General features: G+C 61.4%; 1 protein-coding gene. It reads right to left on the bottom strand.

From position 1 onward, the window contains the following. Positions 1-443 (bottom strand): OprD family outer membrane porin (locus NPS56_RS31015; RefSeq protein WP_274078178.1); only part of this gene is annotated, 443 nt, incomplete at both ends.

Genomic DNA, 443 nt, shown 5'->3' with positions numbered 1-443 from the left:
GGAACGCCCATGGCCGCGAAGTTGTAGTCGTAGCGCGCCTGCCAGGACTGTTCGTCCTTGCTGGCGAAGTCGCCGATCTGCACGAAGTTCACCAGGAACGCGTCGGCACCGTTGATGTAGGCGAAACCGGTGTCGCCGCTCATGCCTTGATAGCCCAGGCCGAAAGCATGCCCGCCGAGGCTGTAGGTGAACATGGCGCCGATCGCGTTGTTGTCGACATTGCTGCCGCCATCGTCGCTGGAACGGGCGTAACGCAGGTCGGTCTTCAATGACTGGCCGGTGGTCACCGGCAACAGGTAGGTCAGGTTGACCATGTGCTGGTCGTAGAAATTGTCGAGATGGCCGTAGGCGTAGCCGGTGGCGAGGTTGCCGGTCCACTTGTAGTTCAGGCTGGCGAAATCGAAGCTGTCGCTGGTGACATGGCGGGACGTGATGCCCTTGGC

The organism is Pseudomonas putida (genome assembly GCF_028682635.1).
GTDB classification, from domain to species: domain Bacteria; phylum Pseudomonadota; class Gammaproteobacteria; order Pseudomonadales; family Pseudomonadaceae; genus Aquipseudomonas; species Aquipseudomonas putida_AE.
This window is presented reverse-complemented; position numbering and strand designations above follow the sequence as displayed.